The sequence below is a fragment of the Lewinella sp. W8 genome (assembly GCF_004375085.3).
Lineage (GTDB): Bacteria > Bacteroidota > Bacteroidia > Chitinophagales > Saprospiraceae > Neolewinella.
Genome location: NZ_SNAQ03000001.1, coordinates 270,595 through 296,080 on the forward strand (window position 1 = coordinate 270,595; position 25,486 = coordinate 296,080).

Sequence of the window (25,486 nt, forward strand, 5' to 3'; positions counted from 1 at the left end):
ATTGTCGGGAGGTGAGTGCCGCCGGAGCGGGCGTAGTTTTTAGTTAAAGGACCAGTGGCCGGTCGCTAGCGATGCGGCCGCTTCCGGGGAGGGCCACCGGATTAACTCGTGGTAGCGTCCGTTGATCCAGTCGTCCAGTCCGGTGGTGTAGTGCTGGCTGGAGGGCTGCCCCGAGGGGCCGCCGGGCAACGCACCCCAGGCGCGGGGATTGTCGCCCAACTCCACCACCATCCGCCAGCTGGCCCCAAATCCGTCGTCGAAAACGCGGGGCACCATTCGCGCACCGGGCGCCTTGATGCGATCCGTGCCGAAGCCGGGAATCCGTCCCAGGTGCTGAATCCGGGCGTCGCGGGCAATGTACCAGGGCTCGGGCAACTTGCCGTCCAGCTCGTCCAGGATTTCTTCGAAGGCCCGCTGGGTCAGCGTAGCGGCCGTCTCCCGGAAGTTTCGGGTGGAGTCAATGTCGAATATCGGATGGTTCGGCTGTTCGGACAGCAGGTCGTTCCACTTCCAGATCTCCGGTTGGAGGTACCCCGAATCCCGGGGCAGCTCGTCGAAGGTGAAGTTGTACACCCGCTTGCGCCACATTTCAAACAGGGTTGCCCCCCGGCTCTCGGCCGAAAAGTTGTAATCCCATTCGGAGAGCACCCGGAGCAGCTTGCGGCCCTCCTCGTCCAGAGAGCCCCGGTCTACCCGGGCAATGAGCCAGGGCACGAGCTCCTCGGCCAGCAGTGAATAGCTGGACAACTGCAGTTCCTTCATTTTCCGCTGGTTCATCGTCGTTTCCCGCGCCAGCTGACGATTGATGATCCGGCCGCGGTACTCCCCGAAGCGCCCCTGGTAGGGATAGGGATACTGCGGACCGGTGGTCACCTGGTTGGCGGAGGCCACAAAACCCCGGGATGGATTCTTATGGACGGGGCGCTCGTTAAAGGGAATGTAGCCCTTCCAGGCCGAGGCACGGGTGTCGCCGGCGTAGGGATACCGCCCGTCTCCCCGAGTCCGTAGGGGGAAATAACCGTTGGGTCTCATGGCCACATCTCCCTGCCGGGAGGCCATCAGGAAGTTCTGGGCGGGATTGACGTACCCCCGCAGCGCATCGACGTAATCATCATACCCCGTAGCCGCCGGAAGGCGTAAAAAGGTACCGCTGCTGGAGTGGGGGCGCTCCTTCCCCGGAGCATCGTGGGCTATCCAGCGCATCGCCATGTCGGCGTAGGGCCCCTCGGTGAAGGGGACCGGCCCGAAAATGGTCCAGGGCGTCTCGATCACCATGTCTTCCTGGCCTTTGACGAGGAGGGTGTCCCGGACGATGGTCGCAGCCACGGTTTCTCCGTCCAGGAGGTAATGCGTGCGGGAGCTGTCCGTCCAGGTGATTCGGAACCAGTCGGTCACGTCGTGACCCACGTTGGTTTCTCCCCAGGCGATGTGGTCGTTAAAGCCCATCGCCAGTCCGGCGGCACCGGGCAGGCCGACCCCGCGGGCATTCACCTCGCCGTACTTGATCTGGGCTTCGTACCAGACGCTGGGCAGGCTGAGCCCGAGATGCGGGTCGTTGGCCATCAATGGCCGGCCCGTATTGGACTTTTTGCCGCTCACCGCCCAGTTGTTGGAGCCGTTGTCCGGGTCCTGGGGGAAAATGGTGTAGGGAAGCTTTTCCTCCGCAAATTCCGCCACGGTAGGCCAGGCTGGTGATGATTGATCGGTTTTTGGGAGACGAGGCGAGGCGTGAAGCGGAATTTTTTGGGCAACGGGTGCGGGTGCCATGCTCACCGCGGCGCTGCGCGCAGCCGTCGTCCCTGGTTTTTTCTTCCCGGCGTAGGCCTCGTCCGGGACAATCGGACTGGCGTCGGGAAAGCGCGCCGGAAACAATTCTCGGTAAGTAGCCTCTCCCAGGTAGGCCAGGGTGCGTTCGGCGGCTACGTCCTCGTATCGCGCACTCAACCCCTGAGCCATACCCTTCAGGAGGAGGGCGGACCGATACGGAGACCACCGGAGCGGCGCGTGACCAAGAAGCTTGTATTCAAAGGGGTATTGGTCCGGGGTAAGTTGGTCGATGAAGGCATTGACGCCGTCGGCGTAGGCAACCGTCGCCCGGTAGTCGTCGGGGAAGTACACTTTCATGGTGTCAACGGTGCGCCGGGCGGCCACCCGGTAGCCCCGGCGAATCTGGTCGATGTCGCGGGACTGTGTGCGGGGACCCAGGATTTCACTCAGCCGGCCCTCCGTGGACCGGGTGCTGATGTCCATCTGCCACAAACGATCAGCCGCCATGACGTACCCCTGGAGGAAACAGGCCGCTTCCAGATCGTCGGCGAAGATGTGGGGCACGCTGCGCTCATCGAAGAATATATCCCCCTTGGCCAAAGGGTGATCAATGGTGATGGAACGCGATCCGGTGCGGTCCGTCATGTCGGTCAGGGTATTGGTCCAGAAACCCTGGGGAGGGTGGAAGAAGGGCCCCAGCGCGGGAACCGGCAGACCGGCGGGACCGGCGTAGTTGCCAAAAAAGATCCAGGCGCCCAGGCAAAGGGCGGCCAGTCCGGCGTAAATCCAGGGTAGTCTTTGCATGATGGCGCGCAATTTAATGAACGGAGTGGATATGTCGTGTCGCCCGGATCGGTGATAAAGCGTGCCCCGACGACCGCCGATGGGCGATCCGGGAAGCTCCGGGTGCCCGGGTTGGGTAGTGGGGTAGCGCCTTCGCGTTCCCGCCCCCTTAGCTGATGACCGCCCCGGGTAACAACGTTCGGAAACTCCTGCCTCGTATTCAATAAAGGTTGACCGTTGGTGTTTATTTACAACGGATCTAAATGTCTCAGCAACAGTAGGGTTGCGGGTTTTTGGGGAATATTTTTAACGTCCACTAAACCCCACGGCAATGCGTATTCGATTCTTTCTTTCCATGCTGCAGCTTGGCGTACTCGGCATCCTTTTTTCTTTGGCCATGCTGGTTGGCTGGCATTTTTGGGCCGACACTCCGGCTCCACCCCTCGCGCCCGAGGCGCGGACCGTCGCGACGGTCATGCCACCGTCCCCGGAAATTCTCGCCGGAAAGTCCCTCTGGCGGGAAAACGGCTGCGGGGCGTGCCACGATCAGGGGATGCGGGACCGGGCCATCGGCCCGGCACTGGGCGGCGTTGGCGTCCGGTGGGAGCGCTTCCCCAGGGAAGACCTCTACCGCTGGGTGCGCAACAGTGGCGCACTCATCGCCGAAGAACACCCCCGGGCGGTAGCCGTCTGGCAGGAATACAAGTCCACCATGCCGAATTACCTCCACCTCAGCGACCAGGACGTAGCCGCCATCCTGGCCTACGTCGAGTACACGGCGGATCGTCCTTAGCGGTCACCTCTACCTTTGGGAGTATTTGATAATTTCCACTGCAGGAGGAAAAGAATTTCGTCCATTTGTAACCTTTCTTGCCGCAAGAGGCTCTAAGCAATAAACAATGGACATGATGATCGGACCCGGCGTAGTACTGTCCCTGCTGGTCGTAACCGCAGGCGTAACCCTTGCCTTTTACCTGAGAAGCCGCCATCTGGAAAAAATGGCCATGATTGAGCGGGGCCTGATCGAGGAAGGAAACCTGCTGGCCAATAACTACCTGGAGGTCAAACTGGGCATGATGATGCTGGGCGTTGGCGTCGGACTGATGGTAGGGCTGGGCTTCGATAAGGTGACTCACTTCCGCGAAGGGGAAGTGTTTTATCCCGCCTTTATGTTGCTCTTTGGCGGCGTCAGTCTGCTGGCCTCCTACTTCGTGATTCGTCAGCTGCAAGCCCGCGACTGATCATGACCGACCAGGAGTGTATTGACCGTGTACTGAGCGGAAACACCCGGGCCTTTGAACTGCTCGTCAACCGATACCAGTCGGGAGCCACCGGGGTGGCCATGGCGGTGCTGCGTGACCAGCACCTGGCCAAGGATGCCGTGCAGGAAGGCTTCCTGAAGGCCTACCTGTCGCTGGCCGATTTCCGCGGAGAGTCCGGCTTTGCCACCTGGCTGTACCGCATCGTCGTCAGGATCAGCCTGCGCCGACGGGAAAAGGAGCTGAAACGGATGCAGCGAAAAGGTAGCCTGGTCGGTAAGCAGGCAGTTTCGGCGAACGTCGGAGAAGATCGTCTGGAACGGCAAGACCGGTATTCACTCATCGAATCGGTGCTGGGTTCGCTGTCCACGAACGAAGCCCTCGTGCTGCGGCTGCACTACCTCGAAGAACTATCCGTGCGGGAAGTAGCGCGGGTGACGGATTTATCCGAATCCAACGTGAAAACCCTGCTGCACCGGGGGCGGAAAAAGGCCCAGCAGCACGTTATGGTGAAGAACGCTCAGGAAAACCTCAAGTAATTCAATGATGAAGGAACAGGAATTCAACAAGTGGATGAAGTCGGTTGAACCGGAGCAACCCGATCCGGAGGTGACGGCTTCCATCATGGAGTCCATTTACCGAATGGAACAACAGCGGGCGCGTGCCCGACAGCACCGAAAGCATGCCCTGATCAGTGGAGGGATGCTCTTTGTGCTGCTGCTGTTAAGCATGTATTCCTCGACCAGAATGGATCGCTTCATCGCGGAACCCGGAATGGGTAGTGCCTACTTCCTGGGGGGGATATTGTTGCTGGTGCTGTACGTCCAATTTGAGGTCATGCAACGTGTTTTGGCCCGGCGCTTACGCGAAAACACCTAATTTCCGGAAGAAACAGGCATAATGGACGAAACCTGGATGCGACGAACTTTTCAACTGGCGACCCTATCCGCGGAGGCCGGCTTCGACCCCTTCGGGGCCGTTTTGGTCCGGGAAGGTAGCCTGGTCGCGGAAACCCGGGATCGCTGCATCGATTATTCCGATCCCACCGCCCACGCCGAACTTGTGCTCATTAGCGAATTCTGCCGTCAGCGGCAGCTCATCAGTCTTGAAGGGTACACCCTCTACTGTAACGTGGAACCCTGTATCATGTGCAGTGGCGCCATCCACTGGGCCCGACTGGATCGGGTGGTCTTCGGGGTAGCACAATACCAGCTTCAGGGAGTAAGCGGTGGTAACCAGAAACCCAGTTGCCCGGAACTCATCAATCCGGGAAAGCAAAAAATTGTGGTCGATGGCCCCTTGCTGGATGCGGAAGGACTGGAAGTGCTTCACCGTTACCCCTTCCGGTCAAAGAAGGACCGGCACAAAAAATTCTGGGATACCTGACGCACGGCTCCTTCGACGATCCCCTGGCACCTGCACCCCGTTGCCCAAACACAAGCAACTGCCCTTAGCAAAAGGTGGAGCCCGGTGCTTCGGGGCCTTTGGTCGCGTCACGCAAAAAAGGTTTCGGGTATTCTCTTGCGGGGTAAACTCCCCGCCCGCTTCGTACCTTTGCGGCTCATTTTACACCAGATATTTGTCCCCCATGGCCCGCAGACGCCGCAACCGCTTTCCGGAACGCATTGACCAGGTTACCATTACGGGACTGGCCGACAAAGGATTTTGTGTGGGGAAGACCCCCGACGGTCAGGTGGTCTTTGTGGAGAAGGTCGTACCGGGAGACGTGGTGGACGTTCGCCCCTTCAAGAAGAAGAAAAAAGTGCTCTTCGCCGCTCCGCTGGCGTTTCACCAGCGGTCGGAGGACCGGGTCGAAGCCTTCTGCGAGCATTTTGGCGTTTGCGGTGGCTGCAAGTGGCAGGAATTCAGTTACGCCGGCCAACTGCGGGAAAAGGACCGGATTGTACGCGACGCGCTGACCAGGATTGGCAAAGTGGAAGTTGGGGAGTGGGAACCCATTCTGGGCTCCGAGAAGACCTCCTTTTACCGAAACAAACTCGAATTCGGGGTGGCCAACCGCCGGTGGCTGACCCAGGAGGAAGTGGGCACCGAGATCACCAACGAGGTGCCCGTCATTGGGTTCCACAAGGCGGGCGCTTACGATAAACTCATTCAGATTGAACGCTGCCACCTGCAGCACGGACCGAGCAATGAACTGCGCAACGGCATCCGTGAACTGGCGGTGAAGATGGAGGTGGAGTTCTTCGACATGCGGGAGCGGACCGGCTTGTTCCGGCAATTCATGATTCGGACGACCACCACCGGGCAGTGTATGCTCGTGCTGGCGTTCTTTGAGGATCGGCAGGACGACATCCAGGCATTTCTCACCGCCGTAATGGAGCAATTTGGCGAGCAGATCACGAGCCTCTACTACTGTATCAACCCCAAGGTCAACGAATACATGATGGACCTGGAGATGGTGCACTTCGCGGGTAGTAAGGCCATTGAAGAGCGCCTCGGCCACGTCCGCTTCAACATCGGACCCAAGAGTTTCTTCCAGACCAACACCCGGCAGGGCGAACGACTCTACGAAATCACCGCAGACTTTGCGGGGCTGACGGGGGAGGAGAACGTTTATGATCTCTACACCGGCATTGGTTCCATCGGTCTCTTCCTGGCCAGGGATTGTCGGCAGGTGGTCGGCATCGAAGAAATCGCTGCGGCGATCGAGGACGCCAAGGTGAATGCTACCCTCAACGGCATTGACAATGCCACTTTTTATGCCGGGCAGGTACGCAATATCCTGACCGATGAATTTGCCCAGCGCCACGGCAAACCCGACGTGTTGATTACCGATCCGCCGCGGGCGGGGATGCACCCGAAGGTTGTCGAGATGCTGCTGGAGCTGGCCGCGCCGGTCATCGTTTACGTGAGTTGTAACCCCGCCACCCAGGCGCGGGATCTGGCGATGATGGCCGAAAAATACCGGGTGGTTCGGGCCCGGGCGGTGGATATGTTCCCCCAGACCAGTCACGTGGAGAGTGTGGTCCGGCTGGAACTGAAATAAGAATGGTCGACGTTCCCGAAGAAACGTCGACCAGGTTTTGTCGGGCGCTATGAACTCCCGATTCGGGCGCGCAATCCCGAATATTCTTAAGATTCTGAACCTACGGAATAGTCCGGCGTGCTGGTTTTGGACACGGCCAGGGCATAGATGACCAGACCGAAGCCAATCTTGTTAATGGCATCGCCGATGTTGTAGAACAGATCGAGGGTTTCGGCGGCCAGTACGCCGTCGAGCCATCCACCGGGGATCGTCATGTAACCGATGGGGTAAATGGCCCAGCCGGCAAACACGAACCATCCGAGCGCCTTCATGGCTCCCTGTAGCTTGGGGTCGTTACTGTTGCCGGCAAGTTTGCTGGCGGAGCCAAACCATACTTCGTAGAGGATGCCTACGTAACCGATGGTGGAGATGAAACCCCAGAGTACGGACTGCTCACGGAAAACGGTTTCCCCCAGGTAGCCGGCAACCAGCATCAGCAGGGAGTAGGCGATCATCTTCCAGAGCAGTGACTGGGTAGCCCCAAAGGCCCGTAGGATGAGGAAGAATTCTACGCACATCAGGGGAACCGTCAGGATCCAGTCGATGTAGCGGAACTCCGTGGGAGAGGTGCCCGTGGTAGCCCAGAAGTCGCGCATGTAGAAGTAGTGCACGGCAGCAATGAAGGTAATCAGGCCGGCAATCAGCATACTGTCCCGCCATTTACCTTCAACCTGGGTAGTCTGGAAAAAGAAGAAGACCGTAGCGGCCATCATGGCCATGGATCCGATGAAGAACGTGAACCCTACGTAGTCGCCGGATTGAATCTGGGCGCCCAGGAAATGGGGCATAGTGGAAAGAAAATCCATGATCTGGAATGTTTAGTGAAAGATTGAGTAGTTCAGCGGCCAGTATTTGTCGTCTGGGCTGATCCGAAAAGTTGTTTGGTGGACCGCCTCCGGGCGGTCCCTTTAGCTGGTTTAGCGGTGGGTAGCCATACCCCGTACAGTTGCTCGACGAGGAGCATGTGCGGCAGGGTCAGCAGAGAAATGAACATGAATACTCCTCCGATAATCCCCGGCTGCAGGGCGGCCTCGGGACCGGGACCAAACCACACGATCAGGCAAAACATCAGGGCGCCCAGTACGACCACGGCGATTTCCCAGAACAGCTGGCGTCGATGATCGTAGGAAAGCTTTTTCTGGAAGTAGTATAGTTGGTCCTTGGCGGAACTCAGGGAGTGCCAGAAAACGAAATAAATGGTGAAACCCAGCAGGAGGCCATTAGTGAAGAACATGGCCATTAATAGGCCATAACTCAATAGTTCCTGACCGGCGCGGGGGGCATTCATTTCTCCGCGCAGCCAGACGGCGATGATCATCACGACATTCATCGCCCCCAGCAATCCGATGAGGCTCAGACTCGTAGTTTCGGACAGCCCTTCCATCGTTCCCTTGGTCATGCCACCAACGATGGCGGCAGCTTCTTCACTGTGTAAGAGGATGGGCGTGAGCAGCACGCCGGCCCCCCAGAGCAAATAGTGGGATTTTTCGACCCAGAAATTTTGGTGCCGGAGATTGATCCAGTTGGATTGACCAAAATGATAAATGGCCATTACCATAAAAATGCCAAAAGCCAACCATGGAACCAGGAGCCAGATCAGGGCGTAGAGGCCAATAATCGCAAAATACAGACCGAAAAAGTGCCTTCCCTTCAGGGCCGACACCTCGTCTTCCATGGCCAGAAACAGACCGTGGTCGGTGGCTCCATGGGGTAGTCCCAGGACCAGCATCAATCCCAAAACGAGGTAGGGCTCCCAGGAAGACAGGAAGGCTGGAGCCAGCAGCCCCAACAACGTGAAAATTCCCGTTAGCACCAACACCAGGCGGGGGACGCCTGCGGGTGTTTTATGGTTTGATTGGCAGGTAGATTCCAAAGGTCTGTAAGATTATTGTTCGCAATTGGCAAAGAGTTTCCTCTCCGCCAGTTGGCAGATAATTTTGTACAGTCCGCGAAAGGTGGAATAAAGTTTGTTTTGAAAACCCGGTAGATGCTTTTAATTCTACTCAGGCTATCAAACTACCGATTTCTCCTTTGGTTCAGGGGAAAGCGAAAATTTTCAGAAAATTTTGAAAATTTTATTTCATCACTTCCCGAAGGATGTCCAGGCTATTGATTTCGCGCATGCCCTCAACGTGAAACTGGTAGTATTGCACCAGGTCCTGCAGCAAACCAACCCGCTCTTCCCGGGAGGATTTTATCTCGTCAAGGGATTCTTTGGGCGTGTGTAAAATGTTGGACATCAGGGCAGAGCGCTTCTCATCCAGGTAGTGGGTGTGGCCGGGGAACCCCGCGATAAACTGCCCCTCCTTGAGGTCAAAAAGGGGGTGCTCCTGATCATGAATGCCCGAGGGTAAAAACCCCAGGTGAGCAGAGAGTTCCAGTAAGAAATGGAGGTGCAGGTGGGCGATTTGCCCTTCCGTTTGGTCCAGAAAACGAAAATTGTCGAATAAAAAGTTGAACAAAATAGGGTTTTCGGCCTCTTCCCGGATCGCATTGCGGGCGACTTCCAGCATAAACAATCCCAGGGTACCCCGCATGACGTCAAAGGGGATTCGGGTGTAGACCAGGGCGGGCTTAACTTCCTTTAGGCGGTGCAAATCTTTCCCGCCACGTTCGTAGGCCACGAGGTCCACCAGGTTCATGGGTTGAACCAGGCTGGCCGGCGTGCGGCTCCGGGCCTTACGGACGCCGCTGACGATGTACTTCCGGATGCCTTTTTCTTCCGTATAGACCTCCAGGATAAGGCTGGAGTCTCCGTACTTGATGGTCCGGAAAATGAGGCCACGGGTTTTGATCAGCATACCGGGAGAACGAATGAAGCGAAGTTTGGGTTCCGGTTTATGCGTGCCAGGGATGGGAGTATCCGCTCCGGTAGGGGCGGGCCAGCCGGGCGGTTGCCTCGGGGTCATTGATCACCTTACCGCTAATCGGATCGTAGGCCAGGGGGCGCCCCAGTTCCTGGGAAAGGTTGGCCAGAATACAGCTGGCCGTGGATATATGACCTTCCTCAATGGTCGCCGCCGGTAGGCGGCCCTCGTCGATGGCCCGGAGAAAATCGCGCAGGTGCGCCCGGGTAGCCGAAGCGACGTGCAGCTCGATACCTTGTTCTTCCAGGTCTTCGGGATATTTTTCCTTTTCGTAGAGGGCCTCGTAGGTAATGGTCTGCCCGTCTCTCGCATTTGGGATGAAGGATACTTTTTGGGTATCTCCCTTCAGCGTGCCTTCACTACCGTAGATCATGAAGGCCCAGGGCCATTCGGGGTCTGCCGGCGTGCCCCAGGTACGGTGTTGCCAGACACACTGCAGGTGGGGGTATTCAAAAATGGCGGTCTGGGTGTCCGTGGTCGTGGCGTCGGCCTCGGTTTGTACGATGATTCCTCCCGTGCTGCTGACGCGGCTTGGCCAGCCCAGCCCCAGCATCCACCGGGCAGCGTCAAACATGTGCACGCACATGTCCCCCACAATGCCGTTGCCGTATTCCTGAAAGGCGCGCCACCGGCGGTGGGGGATCCCCCGGAAGGGGAGCAGCGGGGCGGGACCCGTCCAGGTTTCGTAATCAAAATGGTCCGGTATCTCGGTAACCGGCCGGCGGGCCGTATCGCGCATCTTGTAGTAACAACACAGGTCCACGTGGCTGATTTTTCCCAGCCGACCACTATCCACAAACTCCCGCTTTGCCCGGACCAGGTGTGGGGTATTGCGTCGCTGGAGCCCGACCTGAATTACTCCGCCATACTTCTTTGCGGCGGCCACCAGTGCCTGTCCCTCCCTTACGTCTACCGAAATCGGCTTTTGCAGATAAAGGTTAGCTCCCGCGGCCAGGGCATCGATGGCGTGCAGGGCGTGCCAGTGGTCGGGCGTATCAATCAGCACAATTTCCGGCTGTTCCTTGCGCAGCAACTCCCGGTGGTTGGCGTAGAGCCGGGGGCGTTGTCCGGGATGGCGGGTTCGGATCAGGCGATCGGCTGCCGCCAGTACTTTCTGGTCCACGTCACAAAGACCGACCACCTCGGCTTCCGTTACTTGCAACAGACGTAGTAAATCCATTTTTCCGTACCAACCCGTACCGATCAGGGCTACCCGATAATTTTGCAGGGGGCGTGGCCGCAGGTGCCGGGTAATGACGGAGGGAGCAAAGAATAAGGCGGGGCTGGTAGCCAGGAACTCACGACGGTGCATCAAATCAGGATTTGGGTTGGCTAAGGTAATGAACCGGAAAAGTCCGGCGAAACGCCGGTAATATGGTAAATTTAGCGGCGAACGCACCCGTTTGCGTTTCGCATCTTTTCTCCCGTAACCGCCTCTGCCGTTATGCCTGGTCCACCACCCGCCGGCTATTCCGGTACTCCCCTGGCCCGCAAGCTTGGCCTTAAGCCTGCAACCCGTTGCCTGCTCCGAAACGCCCCGGAGCATTACGCCGACCTCTTTGCCGACTGGCCGGAAAACGTCGAAGTACTCACCCGGGCCGACGACGGATCAGTAGATTTTATCCACCTTTTCGCAACCGATCAGGAGGCCCTGCGCGAACAATTCGCTGCGCTGAAGCCCCTGCTGCGAAAAGACGGAATGCTCTGGGTCAGCTGGCCCAAGGGCAGCTCTTCACTCCACACTAATCTGAAGCGGGAACCGGTACGGGAGATCGGTCTGAACGCGGGATTGGTGGACGTCAAGGTCTGTGCCGTGGACGCGGATTGGAGCGCGCTCAAGTTTGTCTATCGGAAGAAAGATCGATAATTCGCTACATTTCTGGGAATCTCATACCCAAACGATTATGCTTCCGTGGCCTCAGATCATTTTCTTTTCCTTGCTCTTCCTAAGTGGATTGGGCTACTCCCAGTCAACCACTACCCTCCGGGTGGAGGGCCTATCTGAACCCGTAGAAATCATTACCGATCAATGGGGCGTTCCCCATATCTACGCAAAGAATGAAGCAGATTTATTCTTCGCTCAGGGGTACTACGCGGCAAAGGACCGCTTATTTCAATTTGAAGTGTGGCGACGTCAGGCAACGGGAACCGTAGCCGAACTTTTGGGGAAGCGTGAGCTCAAGAGGGATATTGGCACCAGGCTGTTTCGGTTTCGCGGCGATATGGAGGCCGAAATGGCCCACTACCACCCCCGAGGCAAGTTGATAATTGAATCCTTCGTGGCTGGAGTAAACGCCTACATCAGGTACGTAAATGCCAGTCCTGATGAGTTACCGGTGGAATTTTTGTTGTTGAATACCCGTCCCGAGCCGTGGACCCCCGAGGTGGTCATCTCCAGGCATCAGGGGCTGCTGGGAAATATTGGACTAGAGCTCAATACGGCGCGGGCCGTAGCCCGACTCGGGGCCGAAGCGGTGCAGGAGTTGGCCTGGTTTCATCCCAAGACGGCCAAATTGGAACTTGACCCAAAAATTGACCCCGATCGACTATTTGACCCCATTCTGGAACTCTATGATGCCTACCGTAAGCCCATCGATTTTCAACGGGAAGACCTCACGCTCGGGGCAACTAAAATACACGATGACACTTACTACGTCGAGCAGTCTGATTTTCCTCTGGACGATGAGCTGCACATCGGCTCCAATAACTGGGTCGTGAGTGGTGAACACACCCAGAGTGGATTCCCGATGATGGCTAACGATCCTCACCGCCGGCAGGCGGTCCCTTCTCTGCGCTACATGGCACACCTGGTGGCCCCCGGCTGGAACGTAATCGGTGGGGGTGAACCGGAAATTCCCGGCATTTCTATCGGCCACAACGAGCAGGGGGCCTGGGGGCTAACCGTATACCGCACCGACGCCGAGGATTTATACGTCTATCGCTTGAATCCGGAAAACGAGAATCAATACTGGTACAAGGGGCATTGGGAAAATATGACCCTGGAGCGGGACACCATCCCCGTAGCGGATTCCCGCCCGGAGATCGTGACGCATCGGTATACGCGTCATGGTCCCGTGGTTTATTTTGACTCGGGTCACCAATTGGCCTACGCCGTCCGTTGTGGGTGGTTGGAGGTAGGGGGCTCTCCTTATCTGGCTAGTCTGCGCATGAACCAGGCCCAAAATTTTGCGGAATTCCGTGACGCCTGTAACTACAGCCACATCCCGGGGGAGAATATGGTCTGGGCGGATCGCAACGGACACATCGGCTGGCAGGCCGTCGGTATTGCTCCGGTCCGAAAAAATTGGAGTGGCCTAGTGCCGGTGCCCGGAGATGGAAGCTATGAATGGGAAGGATACTTACCCATCATCGCAAAGCCCAACGTAAAGGATCCCACTAGTGGAATTATCCATACGGCCAACGAAAATGTAACCCCAGAATCCTACGAATTTTGGGATGCCGTCGGGTACAGTTGGGCGGACCCATACCGAGGAGACCGGGTGCAGGAGCTGCTGGGTAGTGGGCGAAAACACAGCCTGATGGATTTCGCACAGTATCAGACAGATTATCTGTCGATCCCCGCCAGGGAGTTGGTTCCGCTGCTCGGGGGGTGTTCCTCTTCCAACGCCAGGGTCGAGTTGGCCCGGCAAATGCTACTAAAATGGGATTGCCGCCTCAACCCGGAATCCATCCCCGCCGGAATTTACAATCAGTGGGAGCGAGAGCTCAGAAAGCTAATTACCCAACAACGGCTCGCTGCTACTGCCGGTCCCTACCTCAATATTCAATTGAAAAGGGTCATCGAGTTCCTACAACTTCCGGATGGGAAGTTTGGCCAGGATGCCATTGTGGGCAGAAATGAAGTTCTCCTTGAAGCACTTGAACGAGCCCTCACCCAATTAGAAAAGCAGCTGGGGGCAGACATGAAGAAATGGTCGTACGGACAGGCAGACTACAAGCATATCCTGTTGCGGCATCCCTTGTCGGGGGCAGTAACCGAAGAGTGGAGAAACCGACTTGACGTTGGGCCTGCCCCCCGGGGAGGGAATGCTTACACGGTCAACAGTACCGGAAACGGAAATAACCAGCCTTCAGGTGGCTCCTTTCGCATTTTGGTGGATACCGGTAATTGGGATCATTGCCTGGGGACCAACACGCCAGGACAAAACGGTAATCCTGACCACCCGCACTACCGCAACCTATTTGACCTCTGGAGCAAAGACCAGTACTTCCCATTGTTTTTCTCCCGGGAAAAAATTGAATCGGTGGCCTACCAGCGGTGGCAATTGGAACCCAGGCAATAATCTCTTTGTCCGTAGCCCCGAGGTAAGCTCTGCAATAATACTTGGACAGAATTGAACCCAAGAGGTTTATTGGTTTACACCCGGGCAAAAAGTAATCCATGCGTCCGATTCTGGTAACCGTCTTCTGGTGCGTAATTGGCACCCTTTTCGCGGGTGGCAACGTTCCGGTGGCCGAAGAAAACTATCCGCCACCCTTCGTTGACATCATGCGCGCCCGTCACGACGGTAGTTTTTATGATCAGCAGGCTAAACGGTGGGAGGCCGTGGCCCGGGGGGAATGTAGTGAAGAAGATGCCTGGTTCCATTACTATAAAACGGCTAACTATTCCAATCGCTTCGGCTCAGGGAATTATGATCTGGACGCCATTTACCACGCGGCCCGCGAAGTACTCGACCCGGAAGGCTTCGTGATGAACTACCTGACTTTCGTGCAAGACCAAAACCCCGTTTCCCGTTGGCCAAAATTGATGAAGGCTTACGCGGCAGACCCCGAACGTTCGGAATCCTATACCTCCATGACCACCTACTTTGAGATTACGGGGGCTCCGGAACGGAGAAACGAAATGCTCCGTAAACTTCACCGGGCGGAGTCCATTCCGGCCGGAGTCATGGAGTACAACCACAACCAGCTGCAGTCCGTGGCACCGAATGGTATCCTGCTGACGATGGGGGATGCCGATACTTATCCCAGCTGGTTGCTGCAGTCCGCCTACGGTGTCCGGCCCGACGTGCGGGTACTGAATTTAGCCCTGCTGATTGGCTACCACGAATACCGCAACGAAATTTTTTCCAGTATGGGGCTCTCCACCGACCCCCTGCCCCGGGAAGGCATGGACAACGCTGAGGAGGTCCTTCGGCGCCTCCACGAACAAAATCGCCCCGTTTTTCTGGCGGCGACCGGCCAGTTTCTTTTTCCTCAGCTGACGGGGGAAAAGTTATACATCGTGGGCCTGGCCTTTCAGTACGCGGACCTGCCGGTAAACAACTTGCGTAGCCTGCAACAAAATTACACCCACCGTTGGCGCACCGACCATCTGCGGCAGCCGCTGTCGGATGGCCCCGCCCAGGGCGTGGCCGATCAACTCAACCGGAATTACCTGCCGGGCCTGGTGGAGCTGTGGGAGCAATATCGAACCGGAGAACCCGCCGAAGCCGCCCGCCTGGAAGCGACCATCGTATCCATTGGTCGCCGGGCGGGTATCGAGGAAGCGGTTAAGGAATTGCTTAGTACCCCCGCTACCCCTCCGCGGCGGAAGCTGGCCAGCACCCAGCACGGGCTGAAGGCCCGACAAATAGAACGGGCCTACGCCCTCATTCCCGCGGGCGCGATTACCCGTCCGGATGGGGAAGAAATTAGCGTTGAACGCTCGTTTCGGATGGGAGAAACCGAAGTGACCAATCAGGACTACCAACTCTTCCTGCGGGACTTACTGCGGCAGCGACTCTTCCGGGAGATTGACTCGGCCTCCATTGCGGATACGGACTGGATGAGCCTGCTGCCCGATTCCGTGCGTTCCCTGCCCGTGAATGATCTCGTGAAGCGTGGCCACCCCTCCATGGACGATCATCCCATTCTGAACGTCAGCCACCGGGGTGCCACCCTCTACGCGGAATGGCTGACCCAGGCGTACAACCAGGACCCCAAAAGACGCGACGGCCGGGAGGTTCGCTTTCGGTTGCCGACCCGCGAGGAGTGGGTCTATGCAGCCTCGGCTGGCCGGGCTTATGCGGTCTACCCCTGGGGCGGACCCTATTTCCGGAACTCCAAAGGGTGTTACCTGGCCAACTTTGACGTGACCCAGGATCTGACCAGCCGGCAGGAAAAAGACCAGTATGACCGGGCCGCTGCCCCGGAGAACCGCTGTGATGACGGGGGATGGCTGACGGTTCCCGTAGACTCCTACTACCCCAATGATTTTGGCCTTTACCAGACCAGCGGCAACGCCGCGGAAATGCTGACGGAGCCCGGTAAGGTTGTCGGTGGTAGCTGGATGGATTCCAATTATTACCTACAAATTGGGGTAGTGCAGGAACGTCCGGCCCCCCATCCCGCCGTGGGCTTTCGCTTAATTATGGAATACGTAGATTAGTAACGGTGACCCCTACGGATCAACAATTGATGGCCCGGGCGGCGGAGGGTGACGAAGCGGCCTTTAGCGTACTGTACCAACGGTATGCCGGGCGGCTTTTTGCCTACTTCTTTACCCGCTGCGGCAAGGACGCGGCCCGGGCCGAAGACCTACGCCAACAGGTGTTTCTACAGCTGTTGGAGAGTAAGGCTTTCCGGCAGGCGGGCCACGGCAAGGCGGATTGTTCCTCCCTACTGTTTACCATCGCGGCCAACCTACTCAAGAATGATTACCGGGGGACCGAACGACGACAGCGACGGGAACGCGTCTTCCGCACCCTGCAACCGACCAAAGACTGGGTACCCGAACCGGAAGAACCGAACCCCCAGCTTTCGGCGGCGCTGGCGGCCCTGCCCGCCCATCAGCGCGAATGTTTGGAATTACGCTTCAAGCGGGGCCTCAGCCACGAAGAAATCGGAGAATTACTTGATTGTCCGCCCGGAACGGTAAAGTCACGACTACACTACGGATTAAAGAAAATGGCCACCTGGCTCCGGGCCGGTAGCTTAGTATAATTTGGTATGGATTATCTTGATTACCTCCTCCACTGCACTTACGACGAACTCCCCGTAGACGTTCGGGAATCGATTGGTCGGGAAGAATACGCCTACCGACGCACCATCGCACGGGGACTGGCGCCCGGGGCCAACGCCCTGCCGCCGGCGCTTACGGCGGCATTTCGGGAACGGAATCATCGGCCCAAAGCCATCCCACGCTCGTTTAACTGGCGCTGGGCGGCCGCGGCTGGCTGGTTGCTGTTCCTGTGCACGGCTATCGCCTGGGGCGTGACCCCCACCAAATCGGAAACGGTCTATCGCGTAATGGCCGCCGACCCTCCGGCTCCGGAAATAATCACCAAAACGGACACCCTCTTTGAAATCCGGACGGCCGTAAAGGTCATCCGGGATACCCTGCGGATTGCCGCGGCAACCGTAGAGCCGATGACGGTCTACCGGATCGATACGGTGTACCTGCCCGAGGGAGTTCCTCCCCCGATTAACGGAAGCAAAACCCTGCAGGGAATCGAAAGGGTGCTGGAGCTCATGGTGGGCGCCAAATGACGGGGAAACGCCCCCAAACTGGTCGAGGCGTTCCACGCTGAGCCATTAGCAAAGCGGAACATCTTCCCGCAAAAGATCTGCTCTAGGTAGCAAAATAGGCTAACGGAAGCAAGACCCTGCAGGGAATCGAAAGGGTGCCGGAGCTCAAGGTAAGCTCCAAATCCAGACAAGCCCGTACATTTCGGGTTCACTTCCTGAATGCTGGCCCCATGCCCCGTGTCCTTACCTTGCTCCTCCCCCTGTTGCTTTGCACCTGCGCGCCGTCGCCCGCGGAGTCCGGCGAACCCGAAGCTCCGGAAGGTTCTCCCTGGATCGGCGGCTTCGAGAAACCGGCCGCTAACCCCATTCTGACGGCGGATTCCTCCTTCACTTTTCTGGACCCCCTGGCCGATACCATCGTCCGGTGGCAACGGGCGGACGTTTTCAATCCCGGCGCCGTTACGGACGGTGATTCGGTCTACCTCTTTTTCCGGGCCGAAGACAATCCCCGGGCCATCCTCGGGGGTAGAACCTCGCGGATCGGTCTGGCCGTCAGTGCCGATGGGATCAATTTCCGCCGGGAACCCCAACCGGTTCTTTTCCCGGCCAACGACGGCAACCGCGAATTCGAGGAGGGTGGGGGATGCGAAGACCCCCGGGTGGTGGAGATGCCGGAGGGTGGTTACCTGATGCACTACACGGCCTGGAACCAGGACGTCGCCCGCCTGTGCGTGGCTACTTCCTCCGATATGCGGAACTGGACCAAGCACGGTCCCGTCTTTGAAAACGCCTACGGAGGGAAGTTCCACAACACCTGGTCCAAGTCGGGATCGGTGGTTTGCGAGCTGCGGGAAGACGGACGAATGGTCGCCCAAAAAGTAGGGGGAAAGTACTGGATGTACTGGGGGGATGCGGTCGTCGGGCTGGCGCACAGTGACGATCTGCTGGACTGGACTCCGGTGCTGAACCCGGATTCGACCCTGTTCGACCCCCTGCCGCGTCGCCGGGGGAAATTCGACAGCGGCCTGAGCGAGCCCGGGCCTCCGGCCCTGATCACTCCCCGGGGAATTCTGGTCCTCTACAATGGCAAAAATGCGGAGGTCGACTCCCTGCGGTCGATGGACATCGGTCCGGGTGCCTACTGCGGAGGGCAGGCACTCTTCAGCCCCGAAGACCCCACCGAACTCCTCCTGCGGCAGGACACCCCCTACATCAAACCCAGCCTCCCCCATGAGATGACGGGACAGTATGCTTCGGGGACTACCTTCACCGAAGCCCTGGTGCGTTTCCGGCAAAAATGGTACCTCTATTACGGTACAGCAGACAGTATGGTGGGGGTAGCGGTAAGTGAAGACGACCGGTAGGGGAGTCTTAAGGGAAAGGACTGCGGAACCGCTAAACAAAATATTCCGCTAATTGTCCTGAAGTGAAACACCGAAAACATCATTCAGTACCCGTACCATCCGGTGCGGGTACTTTTTTATATTAAAAAAGGCCCCCGTTCCGGTGGAACGAGGGCCTGGTCAGTAAGTAGCATTGAAGTTTCGTGCGTGCTTAAAGCACGTATTCGTTTTTCCCGATCAGGTATTCGGCGACGGTACGCCGCAGTGCTTTGACGTTCTGCGGGGGGTACTTGGTGAAGCGCTTGATGCCCATCACGAAGGTGCGCAGCAGGTCGCCTTCGGCAAACCCGGCCACGGCGTCCGTGGCGTTTTTGGCCACGCGGGCCGTCGCGTCGTGGAGGAAGGTGCGCAGCATCGCATCGTAGATCGACTGATCGTGCTTGCCGGTACCCTGAGCGCGTAATTTCTGTACGCGGAGCAGCATGCTTTCGGCCAGTAAGAGGTCGGCCAGCATGTCGGCCACGTTCATAATGATTTCCTGCTCGGACTTGAGGTTAAGTTCTCCGTCCATCTGCTGTTTGGCCGCTCCGCCGGCGACCATCAGGATGAGCTTCTTGAATTCCTGAACGGCCTTTTCTTCCCAGCCGTATTCACCTTCCGGAGTTCCCAGGCTGGGCATGCCCGCCAGCTCCTTCTGCACGTTCCAGGCGGGACCAACGATGTCCAGCGCACCCTTCATGGCCCGGCGTAGCAGCATGTCTACGCTCAGCAGGCGGTTGATTTCGTTAGTGCCTTCGTAGATGCGGTTGATGCGCGCATCCCGGTACATGCGCGGAGCGAGGGTTTCCTCGCTGTAGCCCATACCGCCGTGAATCTGGAGTACTTCGTCTACGGTGAAGTCGAGAATCTCGGAGCCGATGAACTTAAGCAGGGCACATTCGATGGCGTATTCCTCGGCGCTCAGCAGCTTGGCCTGGCTGAAGGATTTTCCTTCCGCCATGAGGTGCTTGTTCATGTCCTGGATTTGCTGGCTCACCCGGTAAAGGGCCGATTCCCCGGCAAAAATCTGGACGGCGGCCTCCCCGATTTTGTGCTTGATGGCACCGAAATTGGCGATGGGCTGCTTGAATTGCACGCGCTCGTTGGCGTAGTTGATGCCGATGGAAAGCGAGCGCTTGCAACCACCGATACTGAGGGCGTGTAGCTTGAAGCGACCGATGTTCAGCACGTTGAAGGCGATCAGGTGACCCTTGCCGATTTCCCCCAGGAGGTTATCGGCGGGCACCCGCACGTTCTCGAAGAACACCTGCCGGGTGGAACTCCCCTTGATGCCGAGTTTGTCCTCCTCGGCGCCGAGGGTAAGCCCCTCAAGCTCGCGGGGAACGATGAAGCCGGTGAATTTATCGCCGTCGACCTGGGCAAAAACGATAAATACGTCAGCGAATCCGGCGTTGGAAATCCACATCTTCTGCCCGTTCAGCACGTAGTGTTCACCGTCCTTGATGGCCGTGGTTTTGGCGGCCAGGGCATCCGACCCGCTACCGGGCTCGGTGAGGCAGTACGCCGCCTTCAGCTCCCCGGAAATCAGCCGGGGCAGGTAAGTCTCCTTCTGCTTTTCGGTGCCGAAGTAAAGGATCGGTAACATTCCGATACCCGTGTGGGCCGCGTAGGAAACCGTGAAGGAACCGGAGCTGCCGCCCATCACGTCGCAGATGAGGGTATTCGTATTCGTGTCCATGGCCATGCCGCCGTATGCTTCGGGCATGTGGCTACCCAGTAGGCCGAGTTCGGCCATCTTGTCCAGCAGTTTGACGGCGATCTGGTCTTCCTGCTTCTCGATCTTCTCCAGATTGGGGTAGATGTCCTGCTGGATGAAGTCCTCTACCATCTGGCGGACCATCAACTGTTCTTCGTTGAAATCCTCCGGCGTGAAGATGTCTTCCGGACGGGTATCGGCGATGAGGAATTCTCCTCCTTTGAGGGTCTTGGTGACCGCAGCTGTTTCGGACATGGCGATGGGATTAAAAATCGTTTTAGCGAAAATTCGCTGCGAAGTTAGGGGCTGATCCTCAGACGGTCAAGTGTTCAGCGGTCATTTTTAGCGAAAATTCGCTAAATTTTTCATGGGAAGGATTTTCCTCAATTGAATCATGATGCATTTCACCACTTTTTCCCGCCACGTGCAGCGTTTTAGCCGCGCGATGCGAATAGGTAATTGACGGTAATCCAGCCGTTGAATGGACGCTTGACGGATGCGGCCACCGTTTGGTAAACCTTGATTGACCGTCAGCGACGGGTGCTCAAATGTCGGCCGATAGACGAGAGAAAATGTTCTTCCATTTCCTTTAGGGGAAGCTACGAAACCAAGTGTCTTCTGAATAATTGCGCGGACGCAGGTGCCGGGTATTTTTCAAAAGAGCCGTGAGCGGGGAACTTAAACTTTGTTTAACGCATTCCCACTTGTGGCCGTGACGATTTCCCCTAATTTTGTCAAAGTTGTCACGGCAAGAAACATCCTTGCCTTTTGAAGAATTAACACCTGAAGGATTCCGGTTACGGGATCCGCCAAAAACCCATTAGTTATGAAACCCCTGTTTCTCTTCCTCGCCCTGTTGGGCCTTTGCTCTTCCCTCGATGCCCAGTTCACCCTCTCCCTGAGGGGTGGTATGGGGACGAGTTCCGTCAACGTTAAGGATCAAGCCGAATCCGTAGCCTTTTCCGAAGCCACCGCCGGTAGGGCTACCTCAATCGGGGCCTACGGTTCCCTGATCGTGGCTCCCGGGTTGTCGGTGGAGTCGGGTCTGGTGAGCCGGCAGTACGCGCTGAACATCAGCGGAGACGGTCTTTTTGATCTTTTTGGTACGGCCCTCCCGCCGCAGTACGCCGTTGATCTGCGTATGAATACCCTGGAAGTTCCCCTGCGTATTAAGGGAAGTCTTACGCTTTCCCGCGTGCTGGACGTTTACGGCCGGGCCGGGGTAGCGATGAATTACCTCCGTGGTGGCGACCTGCGGGTCAGCTCGGAATCCAAGCTCAATTTTCAGCAATTTACCAGTCGGATCGATCCCCAGCAAAATAGTCTGCGTCAGTGGCAGCCTTCTGCCCAGGCGGCCGGGGGGGTAGAGATTTATCTGAACAGCGGAGCCAACATCCACCTGGAGGCCAGTTATGACCGTCAGCTGCAGCCCTGGCTGCGCCTCGACAACAGCGGCGCAAAGGGAAGCTTCTCCACCCTGTTGTTCAGTGGCGGACTGTCCATTCCCATCGGACGGTAAGGCTCCGTGAGGCCTTAACGGGTTTTAACCGGCCTTAACCTTTCCATACCGAAATTTTGGGGAGGGTGCTCGTTTTCCAGTCAAACAATCAATGACGTATGCGCACCCTCCTCACTTCTTTACTCTTCTTGTTTATTGCCGCCGGACTAACCGCCCAGGTTACGCTGGGCATTCGTGGCGGCTACGGCCAGTCTAACGTCCGTTCGGGTAATGACCTTGATCTGGTGACCGATCAATTTTCTTCTGCTTCCACGCTTTCCTTTGGTGTAGCCGCAGCACTTCCTCTTAGCGACGTAGTAAGCCTGCGTTCAGGCCTGGAGATCAACCGCCGCGGTGCCAGCCTGGAATTGTCGGACGACGTATCGGTTTTCGGTATTGGTATCCCCTTCGGGGCCCGGGCTCAAACCCGGTTTACTTACGTTGACGTTCCCCTGATGGCCCAATTCACCTTGCCCACAAACTCTTCCGTCCAGCCCTACGTTTTCGGGGGCGGCAGTCTGGGCTATGCCGTTGGCGGCAACATCCGCACGACCGCTCAGGCCATCATCGAGTTCAACCTCATGACCACCTCCATCGACCTGGACGCCATCAACTATCAGCGGTTTCACGTGGCTGCCGTTGGCGGTGCCGGGGTGAAGGCCGAGTTGGGTAACGGCATTGCGGCTTTTGCCGAAGCCCGCTACGAACACGGACTCAGCCAACCCTACGACGTACCCGTTGTTGCCGATAAAGTAGGTTTTCGGGGCGTGAATGTTGGTGCAGGCGTATCATTTTCCCTAAATTGAGGCAGACGGGCGCTACTTCGTAAGCTCGCCCGCCAAGAATAAAGTCAATATCCCTCATTGTTCCAGGGGGCCCGTCGAGCTGATCGATTGGGCCCCTTGGCTATTCAGAGGGGAGAGTTTAACCCTACTCCGGAGTCTTAGGAAAAGGATAATGACGAAGGTGAATCGTTGACTAAACCCAGGGTGGATTAAGGGCGTTACACTCCCAAACAAAACATCTGATACCTATGGGCGCGGAATTCCAAATGAACACCCAGCTTTCTCCGGGCATTCAGGCAATGCTTCCGTTGCTCTACGCGGCCTGGGCGGATCGTCATCTGAACCTAAAGGAAATCAATGCGCTCCGAAAGCGAGCTGCTGATTTACCCTTCCTGAACGCTTCCGATAAGGAGGTACTGTTGGTGTGGAGTGATCCCGCTCGCCCCCCGGCCCGGGAACTTTTCCAGCAATGGCACACCATGGGGCGTAATGCCGCCGAGCAACTGCCGGCCGACCGCAAGGCCAGCCTGGCGGAGTTGGGGGTGCTGTTGGGCCATGCCGCCGAGGGTATGGCTGAAGACCGCCGGGAATTCTGGGTCGCTCAGCTGCCGGCCCTTACCGAAATCGAAATGGGACTGGGCGGGGTGGAAGAGGACACCTACCGGTCGCTCTTTCCCCGCTACGACCAGCGTAAGAAGCTGCAAGAATCCGTTCGGGGGGCAACGGTGGACCCTGCGGCGATCCAGCGCTTACTGGATGGCGAACACGCCGAGACCATTGCCCGCGTTAAGGACATCCTTACCGGACCGGGCTTCAACCGGGAAAAACTTCCGGTCAAGGAAGATTACCGGGAGCAGGTTCTCCGCTGGGCCAAGGCTTTGGGTCAGAAGGGCATTGGTGCCTTGAGTTACCCCAGGGAATACGGTGGGCAGAACGATATGGGGGCCTACGCCGCCGCCTTTGAAACCCTGGCCTATCACGACCTGAGCCTGACGATCAAGTTTGGCGTACAGTTTGGCTTGTGGGGAGGCGCGGTCTACAACCTGGGCACCAAAAAACACCACGATGCCTACCTGAAGGACACGGGTACCCTCGATCTGCCGGGGTGTTTCGCGATGACGGAAACCGGCCACGGGTCTAACGTCCGCGGACTGGAGACCACCGCAGTATACGATCCGGACACCAAAGAACTCATCGTGCATTCGCCCAGCATTGCGGCCGGTAAGGAATACATCGGCAATGCCATGCACAGCCGGATGGCGGCGGTATTCTGCCAGCTGATCGTTAACGGAGAGAGCCACGGTGTTCACGCGGTGGTGGTTCCCGTGCGGGACGAGGAAGGAATGGTGCTGCCGGGAATCCGGGTGGAGGACAATGGCTATAAGCTCGGCCTGAACGGCGTTGATAACGGGCGGCTCTGGTTCACGAGGGTACGGGTGCCGGTAGCAAATTTGCTGGACCGCTTTGGCGGCATCACCGAAGATGGCCGGTATGAGAGCAGCATTGAAAATCCCAGTCGGCGGTTTTTTACCATGCTCGGTACGCTGGTGGGTGGCCGGGTTTGCGTGCCGCGCGCCGGACTGAGTGCGGCAAAATCAGCCCTGGCCATTGCGGTACGGTATGGGCTGCGGCGGCGGCAATTTGCCGCCGATCCGCTGAAGGCGGAGACCATCATCATGGATTATCCCAACCAGCAGCGCCGGCTGATTCCCCTCGTGGCCAAGGCCTACGCTACCCAGTTTGGACTGGACTATCTGCTGGAGCGCTACGTCAACCGCAGCGAGGAGGATATGCGGGAGATCGAAGCCATGGCCGCCGGACTCAAATCTTACGCCACCTGGTTCACCACGGCGGCCATTCAGGAATGCCGGGAAGCTACCGGAGGGAAGGGGTATCTGGCCGAAAACCGCTTTGCGGACCTGAAGGCCGATACCGACATCTTCACCACTTTTGAAGGGGACAATACCGTGCTAATGCAGCTCCTGGCCAAGTCATTGCTGGCGGATTTTCAGAAGTCCTTCCGTGAGGACGGTAACTTTGCGGTGCTGAAGTTTCTGGGGCGCCGGGTGGCGACCATCGTAACCGAACAGAATCCCTACACCGTCCGCCAAACGGACCGGGCGCACCTCGAAAGCCGGGATTTTTACCAGTATGCCTTCAGCTTCCGGTCGCGTCGTCTGACCAGTACCCTGGCCCAACGCCTGCGGGCCTTCATTAAGGAAGGCTTATCGGCCTACGAAGCCGGACTGCGGTGCCAGACCCACATGATCGAGGCGGCGGAGGCCTACGTAGAAAACCTCATCCTGGAGAAAAGCCTGGAGCGGATTGATGCGCTGGCGAAGGATGACCCCATCCGCCCCCTGATGCAAAAGGTGGTGGCGCTTTTTGCGCTGCATACCATCGAAGGGCACCGCGGATGGTACCTGGAAAGTGATTACATCAGCGGCCAGAAAAGCAAGGCCATTCGGAAGCTGGTCGATAAGCTCTGTGCGGAACTCCGGCCGGAGGCCGGAGCTCTGGTTAACGGCTTCGGTATTCCGGATGAGTTGCTGGGAGCGCCCATCGCCCTATAGGGTAGGAGAGTCCCGAAGGGTTCCTGGCTATTCGCGGGTTACTCTGGCACCTGCGCTCCGTCGCCCAAATCAGGTTAGAACTAACTTTTATGAATTGTCGCGTTACGTGTGGTAAGCGGGCTTAGCCCTTTAGCAATTCTTTAATGGGTATCTTAGTGACCAGTCAGGACTTGAACGTCTAAACCACATGCGGTTGACCCGCAATGATGTTCCGGATACTTCAGCAGGGTAGTGAACATTCCACTGAGCCTGAAGAGATTACCAATAGCGTTGGTCTGGCCGAAGACCTCCGATGGACAACGGTACGTCACCAACTATACGTCTAAATCCAAAAAT

21 protein-coding genes are annotated in these 25,486 nt (G+C 57.6%); 15 read left to right on the top strand and 6 right to left on the bottom strand.

What is annotated here, in order from left to right; translation table 11 throughout:
• Positions 1 to 39 precede the first annotated feature (39 nt).
• Positions 40 to 2,571, bottom strand: a complete 2,532-nt coding sequence (locus E1J53_RS01145) for a penicillin acylase family protein (RefSeq protein WP_134270141.1) — start codon at positions 2,569 to 2,571, stop codon at positions 40 to 42.
• Positions 2,572 to 2,881: 310 nt separating this feature from the next.
• Here E1J53_RS01145 and E1J53_RS01150 point away from each other — a divergent pair, with 310 nt between their 5' ends.
• The 6 genes from E1J53_RS01150 to rlmD all read left to right on the top strand — a co-directional run bounded on the left by E1J53_RS01150 (position 2,882) and on the right by rlmD (position 6,816).
• On the top strand, positions 2,882 to 3,343 hold the full coding sequence (locus E1J53_RS01150) for a cytochrome c (protein ID WP_134270142.1): 462 nt from the start codon (positions 2,882 to 2,884) through the stop codon (positions 3,341 to 3,343).
• A 112-nt stretch (positions 3,344 to 3,455) separates the two neighbouring features.
• Positions 3,456 to 3,791: a DUF6249 domain-containing protein gene (locus E1J53_RS01155; RefSeq protein ID WP_134270143.1), complete on the top strand. Its 336-nt coding sequence runs from the start codon at positions 3,456 to 3,458 to the stop codon at positions 3,789 to 3,791.
• Between the two features lie 2 nt (positions 3,792 to 3,793).
• Positions 3,794 to 4,348, top strand: a complete 555-nt coding sequence (locus E1J53_RS01160; RefSeq protein WP_134270144.1) for an RNA polymerase sigma factor — start codon at positions 3,794 to 3,796, stop codon at positions 4,346 to 4,348.
• Between the two features lie 4 nt (positions 4,349 to 4,352).
• Entirely contained in the window at positions 4,353 to 4,688 is a 336-nt protein-coding gene (locus E1J53_RS01165; RefSeq protein WP_134270145.1) for a hypothetical protein, read from the top strand.
• 36 nt (positions 4,689 to 4,724) lie between these two features.
• A complete protein-coding gene (locus tag E1J53_RS01170; protein ID WP_173021321.1) occupies positions 4,725 to 5,195 on the top strand; it encodes a nucleoside deaminase in 471 nt (156 codons plus the stop codon).
• A gap of 202 nt (positions 5,196 to 5,397) precedes the next feature.
• Positions 5,398 to 6,816, top strand: a complete 1,419-nt coding sequence (gene rlmD, locus E1J53_RS01175) for a 23S rRNA (uracil(1939)-C(5))-methyltransferase RlmD (protein ID WP_134270147.1) — start codon at positions 5,398 to 5,400, stop codon at positions 6,814 to 6,816.
• Positions 6,817 to 6,902: 86 nt separating this feature from the next.
• On the opposite strand, the gene E1J53_RS01180 is transcribed toward rlmD, so the two are convergent.
• The 4 genes from E1J53_RS01180 to E1J53_RS01195 all read right to left on the bottom strand — a co-directional run bounded on the left by E1J53_RS01180 (position 6,903) and on the right by E1J53_RS01195 (position 11,034).
• A complete protein-coding gene (locus tag E1J53_RS01180; RefSeq protein ID WP_134270148.1) occupies positions 6,903 to 7,661 on the bottom strand; it encodes a bacteriorhodopsin-like in 759 nt (252 codons plus the stop codon).
• Between the two features lie 32 nt (positions 7,662 to 7,693).
• Complete coding sequence (locus E1J53_RS01185) at positions 7,694 to 8,728, bottom strand: Brp/Blh family beta-carotene 15,15'-dioxygenase (RefSeq protein ID WP_134270149.1); 1,035 nt, start codon at positions 8,726 to 8,728, stop codon at positions 7,694 to 7,696.
• 202 nt (positions 8,729 to 8,930) lie between these two features.
• A complete protein-coding gene (gene recO / locus E1J53_RS01190; protein WP_134270150.1) occupies positions 8,931 to 9,656 on the bottom strand; it encodes a DNA repair protein RecO in 726 nt (241 codons plus the stop codon).
• A gap of 37 nt (positions 9,657 to 9,693) precedes the next feature.
• Entirely contained in the window at positions 9,694 to 11,034 is a 1,341-nt protein-coding gene (locus E1J53_RS01195; RefSeq protein WP_134270151.1) for a Gfo/Idh/MocA family protein, read from the bottom strand.
• Positions 11,035 to 11,166: 132 nt separating this feature from the next.
• On the opposite strand from E1J53_RS01195, the gene E1J53_RS01200 reads away from it, so the two are divergent.
• The 6 genes from E1J53_RS01200 to E1J53_RS01225 all read left to right on the top strand — a co-directional run bounded on the left by E1J53_RS01200 (position 11,167) and on the right by E1J53_RS01225 (position 18,559).
• Complete coding sequence (locus tag E1J53_RS01200) at positions 11,167 to 11,589, top strand: DUF3052 family protein (RefSeq protein WP_134270152.1); 423 nt, start codon at positions 11,167 to 11,169, stop codon at positions 11,587 to 11,589.
• Positions 11,590 to 11,626: 37 nt separating this feature from the next.
• Positions 11,627 to 14,026 carry a penicillin acylase family protein gene (locus E1J53_RS01205; RefSeq protein WP_134270153.1) on the top strand — a complete coding sequence of 800 codons (2,400 nt, stop codon included), beginning with the start codon at positions 11,627 to 11,629 and terminating at the stop codon, positions 14,024 to 14,026.
• 98 nt (positions 14,027 to 14,124) lie between these two features.
• Positions 14,125 to 16,116 (top strand): SUMF1/EgtB/PvdO family nonheme iron enzyme, encoded by a 1,992-nt coding sequence (locus E1J53_RS01210; RefSeq protein WP_134270154.1) that lies wholly within the window; start codon positions 14,125 to 14,127, stop codon positions 16,114 to 16,116.
• A gap of 5 nt (positions 16,117 to 16,121) precedes the next feature.
• The gene (locus E1J53_RS01215; RefSeq protein WP_134270155.1) at positions 16,122 to 16,670 is read left to right on the top strand and encodes a sigma-70 family RNA polymerase sigma factor; all 549 of its coding nucleotides are present in this window, start codon (positions 16,122 to 16,124) and stop codon (positions 16,668 to 16,670) included.
• A 6-nt stretch (positions 16,671 to 16,676) separates the two neighbouring features.
• The gene (locus E1J53_RS01220; RefSeq protein ID WP_134270156.1) at positions 16,677 to 17,216 is read left to right on the top strand and encodes a hypothetical protein; all 540 of its coding nucleotides are present in this window, start codon (positions 16,677 to 16,679) and stop codon (positions 17,214 to 17,216) included.
• Positions 17,217 to 17,425: 209 nt separating this feature from the next.
• Positions 17,426 to 18,559, top strand: a complete 1,134-nt coding sequence (locus E1J53_RS01225) for a glycoside hydrolase family 130 protein (protein WP_134270157.1) — start codon at positions 17,426 to 17,428, stop codon at positions 18,557 to 18,559.
• Between the two features lie 190 nt (positions 18,560 to 18,749).
• On the opposite strand, the gene E1J53_RS01230 is transcribed toward E1J53_RS01225, so the two are convergent.
• Complete coding sequence (locus tag E1J53_RS01230) at positions 18,750 to 20,549, bottom strand: acyl-CoA dehydrogenase family protein (RefSeq protein ID WP_134270158.1); 1,800 nt, start codon at positions 20,547 to 20,549, stop codon at positions 18,750 to 18,752.
• A gap of 571 nt (positions 20,550 to 21,120) precedes the next feature.
• Here E1J53_RS01230 and E1J53_RS01235 point away from each other — a divergent pair.
• From E1J53_RS01235 to E1J53_RS01245, 3 genes are all read left to right on the top strand, one after another.
• Positions 21,121 to 21,813: an outer membrane beta-barrel protein gene (locus E1J53_RS01235; protein WP_134270159.1), complete on the top strand. Its 693-nt coding sequence runs from the start codon at positions 21,121 to 21,123 to the stop codon at positions 21,811 to 21,813.
• Between the two features lie 98 nt (positions 21,814 to 21,911).
• Positions 21,912 to 22,598: a porin family protein gene (locus E1J53_RS01240; RefSeq protein ID WP_134270160.1), complete on the top strand. Its 687-nt coding sequence runs from the start codon at positions 21,912 to 21,914 to the stop codon at positions 22,596 to 22,598.
• Positions 22,599 to 22,825: 227 nt separating this feature from the next.
• Positions 22,826 to 25,150 (top strand): acyl-CoA dehydrogenase, encoded by a 2,325-nt coding sequence (locus E1J53_RS01245; RefSeq protein ID WP_134270161.1) that lies wholly within the window; start codon positions 22,826 to 22,828, stop codon positions 25,148 to 25,150.
• The last annotated feature ends 336 nt before the right edge of the window (positions 25,151 to 25,486 follow it).